Source organism: Stappia taiwanensis, from assembly GCF_014635285.1.
Lineage (GTDB): Bacteria > Pseudomonadota > Alphaproteobacteria > Rhizobiales > Stappiaceae > Stappia > Stappia taiwanensis.
Window position 1 is genome coordinate 1 of the sequence record NZ_BMCR01000017.1, and the last position, 6,934, is coordinate 6,934.

The 6,934-nt window shown below is 56.3% G+C and carries 5 protein-coding genes and 1 pseudogene; 1 reads left to right on the forward strand and 5 read right to left on the reverse strand.

Features of this window, described 5'->3' with window-relative positions; all coding sequences use genetic code 11:
* Nucleotides 1-321: 321 nt before the first annotated feature.
* The 3 genes and pseudogenes from IEV83_RS19955 to IEV83_RS20385 all read right to left on the reverse strand — a co-directional run bounded on the left by IEV83_RS19955 (nucleotide 322) and on the right by IEV83_RS20385 (nucleotide 1,944).
* Nucleotides 322-918, reverse strand: coding sequence for a toxin-activating lysine-acyltransferase (locus tag IEV83_RS19955; RefSeq protein WP_209003265.1), 597 nt, complete (start codon nucleotides 916-918; stop codon nucleotides 322-324).
* A gap of 624 nt (nucleotides 919-1,542) precedes the next feature.
* Nucleotides 1,543-1,704: pseudogene (locus tag IEV83_RS19960) on the reverse strand (integrase core domain-containing protein); the annotation flags it as partial.
* 117 nt (nucleotides 1,705-1,821) lie between these two features.
* Nucleotides 1,822-1,944, reverse strand: a complete 123-nt coding sequence (locus IEV83_RS20385) for a hypothetical protein (RefSeq protein ID WP_280514011.1) — start codon at nucleotides 1,942-1,944, stop codon at nucleotides 1,822-1,824.
* A gap of 241 nt (nucleotides 1,945-2,185) precedes the next feature.
* On the opposite strand from IEV83_RS20385, the gene IEV83_RS19965 reads away from it, so the two are divergent.
* Complete coding sequence (locus tag IEV83_RS19965) at nucleotides 2,186-4,051, forward strand: antitoxin Xre/MbcA/ParS toxin-binding domain-containing protein (protein WP_244628271.1); 1,866 nt, start codon at nucleotides 2,186-2,188, stop codon at nucleotides 4,049-4,051.
* Between the two features lie 453 nt (nucleotides 4,052-4,504).
* On the opposite strand, the gene IEV83_RS19970 is transcribed toward IEV83_RS19965, so the two are convergent.
* Nucleotides 4,505-6,337 (reverse strand): LPD7 domain-containing protein, encoded by a 1,833-nt coding sequence (locus tag IEV83_RS19970; protein WP_181762140.1) that lies wholly within the window; start codon nucleotides 6,335-6,337, stop codon nucleotides 4,505-4,507.
* On the reverse strand, nucleotides 6,334-6,723 hold the full coding sequence (locus tag IEV83_RS19975) for a hypothetical protein (RefSeq protein ID WP_181762141.1): 390 nt from the start codon (nucleotides 6,721-6,723) through the stop codon (nucleotides 6,334-6,336). Before IEV83_RS19975 ends, IEV83_RS19970 begins: the two co-directional genes overlap by 4 nt.
* Nucleotides 6,724-6,934 lie beyond the last annotated feature (211 nt).

A 6,934-nucleotide genomic window follows, 5' to 3' on the forward strand; every position in this document is an offset into this window, starting at 1 on the left:
CGTCTTCGCTTCGGTCTGCGTAAATCGTGTAAACTGACATATACCTCATCCGATCCGGTTGGCTTGCAATTGCCCCTTGCACAGTCGACGAACGGGCGCTCCCGTGTCATGGCAGATCACCTGAAGCTCAGTGCCGTTCTGAAAATCCCGCCAGCCGAATGCGTAGCTCTTACCGCTCCTCCAGAAGGGAGACAGCCAGCAGCGCGGTCGGCGCATCTCCACGCCGCCGAAGAGATCCTCCGCCTTGCCCTCTTGACCACGCTACCGGCACGCCGCGTTTCGGATAAAAGGGGAACCGGCAGACCGGTCGCCCCCGTGCCGTTACGCGTCCGCCTTTTTGGCGTTGACCGGCGCGGCGCCCATCTTCTTCAAGGTTTCGGGATCGACCAGGCGCGTGATCAGCGGATGAATGCGCAGGTCGCCTTCCTTCACCACCTGCTTGAAGTTGGCAATGACTGAGGTGGTCAGCCGCTCGTTCGGCGCGATCACGTCGAACAGCCAGTGGATCGACCCGGAGTTCCAGTCGTCCGCCGCAAGACGCAAAGGGAAAACGCCGGCCTTGATCTGCTCGCGGATCTTCTGATCCACGTCTTCGGAGACCGAAGCCCAGATCGCGATGCCGGAAAGCGTGTCCAGATGAGAGGCTTCGCCGGTTTCCGACTTGGTTGAGGAGGCAATCGCCACTCGGTCGCGGATCAGCGGCTCGAGCAGCACCGCGTTGAGGTCCAGCAGCGATAGATGCCGGTAGCGCGGCAAAGCCATCATAGCCAGCGCGACCTTGCCGAAGGTCTCGTGCACTTTGGACCGCACCTGGGCGATCTTCTCGGTCATCGCCGGATCAAGCTGCGGCACACCGTTTCCCACCCCTTTTGCCGGGTTGGTCTGCGAAGAGGAGTTTTCGTTTTTCATATCAGTCATGTCAGCCATTACCGTCCCCGAAAAAGCAGCTTGTGGTATATTTTGATAAGTGCCTGTTCTGAATAGAGAGACAATCGCTACGATATAGATGTGAACCTTTCAACCCCGCGCATGTAAGTTGGCACGGCAGAAGGTGTATGTGGTCGAAGAGAAATATTTTCAGTGAGCGATTGCCATGAGCGCGCAAAGCGGTCGATTGGATCGGTTGTCCGGCTTTTCCTTTTTGCATCTCGTCTATCCACGCCTTCTTGTAATTTTTTCCGATAGATCGCGCATTTGTTAACTTTTTGTCCGGGTTCTTCCGGAAAAACCGGCTTCACCGAACGCAGGAGCCGGAAATGACCTAAACGAAAACCACCTACCCCTCTGATATTTCAAAGGTAAGTATCCATTCAAAGGATTCATTCCTATTGTCCCTCGGCTTTCCCGAATGGTTAAGAACGGTCGCGGGAACTTCATTTCCCGCCCTCCATCCTGGAGCCAAGGGTGCGGTTCAACATGACACCGTGCCGTCAAGGCACTTGAATCCTTCTTAGCCTCTTGGCGAGCCGTCCGGTTCGTCGATCAACAAACACTACCCCTCCCCGGTAATCCTCCCATTTTTGATGGGATGCTTTTGTAGAATTACGCGGCCAGTTCGGTTTCTCTCAGTTTCATTGCGGGAGTGATCCCGCCGATAGCCATGCTGGGGCGGTCATTGTTGTATGTCCAGAGCCAGTCTGTTGCGGTTTCGCGGGCCTCCTGCAGGGTTTCAAAGATGTTCAGTTCCAGCCATTCACCCCGAACTCACGAGAGGAGTCCATGACCAAGGCGACAATACCCTGATCCTGAGGTCGTATGTCCGTTTCTCCGTATTCGCATTGATATTCAAGAAAAGCTTCAGGGCTCTTGAACACCAACGCGTCAGGCACGTTCGCGGAGGTCTTTTTTGAAAATGGCCAAATCACTTCGAACACCAATCCGCTTTGTATTCGGGCGTCCATACACCGCGATCAAGCTCGCGCAAATCAACAGCGTCGCTTTCATCTCCGCCCTCCCGTAACGACAATTTTCCGTGTGGACTAAAACGGTCCCGAATTGCCGAGACTGCAATACTATGGACAATCTCACATATCGAAAATTGTAATAAGGCTGAGATGCACTACGTTGATGCCGACGACCGGGCAACAGACAAAAAATCTGGCAGCGCCTGTGAGTTGGATTTCGGCTGAGCGCATTCTCTAATGGCTTCCGCTCTGATTCCGATAATTCGATAGGGCTCACGCCAATGACCCGCATATTGCTTGGTCAACTTTTTGACTGCACCGAACAAGGTGGTGCACTGGTCGCCGAGGGACCGGATGGCGAACTTCGGCATATCGATGACGTTCCGTCTGGACTAAAGTGCGGATGTGTGTGCCCCGGATGCCAGCGGCTTATGGTGGCCAGGAAGGGCAAAATCCGAGCACATTGTTTCGCACACCACTCTGATCCGGACGGACAATCGTGCAAGTCTGCCGGGGAAACAGCTCTCCACAAGCATGCCAAAGCTGTCCTTGATCGAGAGCTAAAGATCAAGCTCCCTGCATTGGTCATCGCCGAAGAGGAGGATCGTGAGGTCGTAGTTCGCAACGACGTCCTAGAATTCGAAAGGGCGATCCTTGAAACCAAGGACGGAGATATCGTTCCGGATGTCCTCTTGGAGTTGGGGGGACGCAGGCTGATTGTTGAATTCAAGGTGACGCACGCCTGCGACGACGTAAAAATCGCTCGTATTCGATCCCGAAATGTCGGCGCCATTGAAATCGATCTCGCCGGATATCGTGATCGCGCCTTGGAAGATCTCGCCGACGACATTCTCTACAAGGCGCCGAGGGACTGGTTGTACAATCCCCGCGTATCGGAGGCGCGTGACCGACTGGCCGACAAGCGGCGTCAACGGGAACAAGATCGGAAGCGAGAGATCGAAAACTTTCGAGCGCTGTATCATCACAAACTACCCTCCGAGGCGAAAGGAAACGCTCAATACGAATCCTTGCTCCGCCTCGAAGGGTTGGATGAAATCATCAATCTTCCAGTCGACGGCGCCGGCTGTTTCAATGTTCCCGTTGCCGAGTGGCAGGCAGCCATCATTCATGACCTGCTTTCCGTCGTCGACAAACTCTTTCGAACACGTAATGCGGTTTACGGATTGAGGAGCCGCAATTGGATTGACCCCAATTTTCGTTCCGTCCCTGACTATGTTTCATCGGCGCTGAAGGAAGCCGGGCTCCCATTTGCTCCTCCAGAGAAAGCGGTTGAGGATTACTTGCGTAAGGTGGAGCGGCTTGGGTTCCTACATGCCGGCAGGCAGGATAGCTGGCACGTCACTTCCACCCTGTTGAATTGTATCGAACACGCACAGGAAATGCGCGAACGACCAAGGAGACGCTTGGCTGAGATCCGCGATATCGTTACGAAACAATTGAACGGCGTTCCTGAATATGAAACCCGTTCGTTCGATTTTGAGAATTGGGCCAATACCGTGCTCCCCGGCCGCGTTTTTTGCATTACGGATGCTATCCAAAATGATGAACCGGAGTGGTCGATGCTGTGTCGAGAAATTTCCGGGATTCAATCGAAGATCCGATTTTCGCCGCAACCCGGAATGGATCTTTTCGGCCTTCCGCTCGCAGCTGAACTCCAGCGTTCTCTCGATAGAAAACGAAATGAAGCTGAACAAAGGGAAATTGCCAGGAGAGAAAAGGAACTGGCCGCCGAGATTGCCCGGGTTGATCGCGTCAAGGAAATGGCATTCGAAGTGCTTAATGATCAAGCTCAGGGATGGCTGGATGTTCCCAATTCATCTCTTGGCGGCTTAACGCCTTTGGGGGCAGCGAAGAGCGAGGAAGGCTACAGCAGGGCGGTCGATGCACTCAATCAATTAAGGCGGAAACTGGAGCACGAGGAGATCCTCCGACAGCGCCGTGAGGTCGCCGTCGCGAACTTGGAAGAACAAGCGCTGAGCAGATATTACGATCCCGATAAGGCCAGGCTGTGGATGCACAGTTCAAGGCCTGAACTCTGCGGAAAGTCTCCCGCCGAATTTACCCGTGACGAGAAAACCGCCAAAATCTGCGAACAATATCTGCCGACCAAGCGATCGCATCACTGAGGCTCCCCGCGGCTCGTTCCGCCCCGTTGTTCTTTGAGGTTTTGGATATCGTGCCGGAATTATCTGTTCTTCAGAGACAGCCGAAGTCAGTTGTCGTTCAAACCAAAAGGGGGTCGAGTATGAAGTCTCTCTTTCCAGGACGATTCCAGTCGGATCATGTCGTCGGCATCCATGTCTGGAGACACTCGTTGCAGGATAGTGAAACGAAAGCTTTTCGGGTCCCGGTCTCGGAGTGCTCTGCCCCCTGGAAACTGAAGACATGGCCGCGTAACTAACCGAAATCAGCCTCCGGCAAACCCGGAGCGGTTCATAGCCTAAGCTGGCGTCTCTGGCATTGCCTACGCCAGCTTAGGCTTTGATCTGCGCACTTGTCTTTCCGCATCGACAAATTCGTCGCGAAGCGGCGTTTCCAAGGCGCGCCGCGCCGCCGCCCTGTGCCTTGGACATCCTCCATCACGGTCCCGCCGGTTGATAGCTGTGTGTTGCCTCTTCGCGAAGGTCCCGCAACTTTTCCCGATCGGATCTGAGCCGTTCGGCGATCTCAGGTTCGAGAACAACGTCGAGATCTGTAGCGCCCGCCAATGCGTCGATTGCCCGGTAAAACACTTCGATATCTTTTCGGCTGCGCGTGTCTTGAGCCTGTTTTCTGGTCGCACGCCAGGCTTGGACAAGGACCCGTGTCGCTTCGCGATCGGTCTCGTTGGTTGCAATACCCTTCAATTCAGGGTTCTGGATTTCCATGCCCGCGCGAGTCACGGCCCGGGTAAGATGCTCGCGCCATTCATCCGTGCCGCCGGTGATCACAACGCGTTTCCAGCCTTTCCTTTTTGCATGGGCAACGATGATCTTGACGGTGTCGATTGATGCCTTGGAGACGGATACCCGCAAAGGTTCGGTGGTGACGACTACGCCGCTTTTCAGACGGATTTGTTTTCGACCCGCTTCCTGCTTTTCTACCCAGGCGAGGCGAGGCCCGAGCTCTTGCGGAAGATCTGCCAGGTCAGCCTTGTAGCGGTCCCGCCACGTGACATCCTGCAGACTCGGTTGCTGGAGCAAGTCTTTTTCAAGGGTTTTTGCTCGACGAAATTTTGCTCTTTGCTCTGCTTTCCTATCCGTCTCCTCAGGTGCCTCCACCAGCGGGGACGACGCAAAGAAGGCTTCCTTGAAGCGGACGATCGCAGCGAGGACTTCAGGCGTTAATTGCGAAGGGTCGAGCGGCTGAGGCGTTGCCGGGTCAGAGTATTCCGGTGTGCCTCTTTCCTCCGCAAGTTGCTTTGGGCTTTCGGTCGGAGGATCGGTTGGAAAATCAATTGGCTGGTAGCTCGGTTCGAGCTCTTCTTTTGTCGCCCTGCGTTCTTCTCGCGTCGCGCGCCCGGTCACTCCGAGGCGCTCCACTGCAAAGTCGTACAACGGCTCAAGGCTTTCGCAGTGAACTAGCTCCAGATTGGCAAGCCGTCTGTCGACATCCGCCTTGCGGATTGATGCCTGCCCATGCCGTTTCGAAACACGGCTCAAGGCTCGCCGGAGCGGTACCCGGTTGCATCGTGGGGTGACGACAACGGGGACTTTCTCGCCAATGGCCAGCCTCAGTCCCATCGCCTCAAGCAGGTCTGAAAATGCTTGGCCACCCGAGCATGCTGTCCATGCGCGCCAGAGCCGGGCCTCCACTTCGTCGATTGCCAGATCCTCAAGGCGCTCGGAAGCCGCGCGTTCTTGTGCGGATGTCGCCTGGCTTGCTCGGTGCCGGTCCAAGCCCGCCTCAATCATCGCATCGGCAACTGCGACAAACTCGGTCTCTCGCAAGGCTGCAATGACCGAGCGGTTGTAGACGCCGCTGGTGAAGGGTTCGCCGGACATGAATTCGCTAATACGCGATAGCTTCTCCTGCCGGGGGGCGAGGTGGCTCATGCGGATGGCCTTGCCCTCGGGCGTGACCCGCAGGTAGGCCCGATGGGTGTGGGTGGCATGGCGGCCGCCGCGACCAAATTTTTGATGGATAGCTTCGACATAGGGCTGTCCGAGAAGATCCATCTCGTCCTCGAACCGATGCCAATACGCCTCCCATTCGTCAGGATCGTAGTCAATGGATGGGCTCGCCCAGGCGTGCAGGATGGGCTTACGAGACCGGCAGCCCGTTGCGAGGAGCCGGAGTTCTTCCAGCCCGTCGACAGCTTCCTGGGCGAGAAGACCTTGGGTCCGGATCACGACGCGCTCATGGTCGTCGGCTTTCAGCCAGTGATGAGCGAGTGCCGCATCCCCCGTGTGTTCCGTCATTCCTCCGATCATTTGATCGCCCGTTGGATGGCATAGACCGCCTCGCGCACGGTCGGAAGATCTGCGATTAGGCGCTCGATCAGTTGATGGTAGGCCTTCATCCGGCCGAGCCTGGCGGCTCGCGCAGCCTCTATGAGGGAGCCGGCAAGGTTCGCCGCATGTCGTGAAAACTCTGCAACAACCCGCCGGTCTTCTTCGGACACGATGACCCGATTGCGGGCAATCCGAGCGACGGGATCTGCCCCGACGAGGTGTTCAGCGAGTACCTGGTAGGCGTAGGTGCCGCGCCGCAATCCTACCCGGGCGGCGCGGTCAGTCAGAATGTCGAAAAGCTCGTCCTCCAGGCGCACACCGACCGCTCTATTCTTCTGCCGTTTCTCGCTGCCACTGCTCGCCATCATTCACTCCTGGTCGTCTCATATCGGGGGTCCACGGGGCGCGTAGCCCCTGGCCAGCTGCCTTGGAAACCGCTGCGCGGTTAACAAGGCACTGCTGGCTGCTGCCTCTCTGAACCTCCAGAAATCTTATGCGGGGCGATGAAAGGAACTGACCTGCTCCCCTGAGATGTTCCCGATTTTGGGTTAGCCTGTTCCTCAACGAAGGAGACAG

What these genes read in the sequence shown, in the direction of transcription:
- IEV83_RS19955 (WP_209003265.1), bottom strand. Translation starts at nt 918, where the DNA reads ATGACTGATATGAAAAACGAAAACTCCTCTTCGCAGACCAACCCGGCA.
- IEV83_RS20385 (WP_280514011.1), bottom strand. Translation starts at nt 1,944, where the DNA reads ATGAAAGCGACGCTGTTGATTTGCGCGAGCTTGATCGCGGTGTATGGA.
- IEV83_RS19965 (WP_244628271.1), top strand. Translation starts at nt 2,186, where the DNA reads ATGACCCGCATATTGCTTGGTCAACTTTTTGACTGCACCGAACAAGGT.
- IEV83_RS19970 (WP_181762140.1), bottom strand. Translation starts at nt 6,337, where the DNA reads ATGATCGGAGGAATGACGGAACACACGGGGGATGCGGCACTCGCTCAT.
- IEV83_RS19975 (WP_181762141.1), bottom strand. Translation starts at nt 6,723, where the DNA reads ATGGCGAGCAGTGGCAGCGAGAAACGGCAGAAGAATAGAGCGGTCGGT.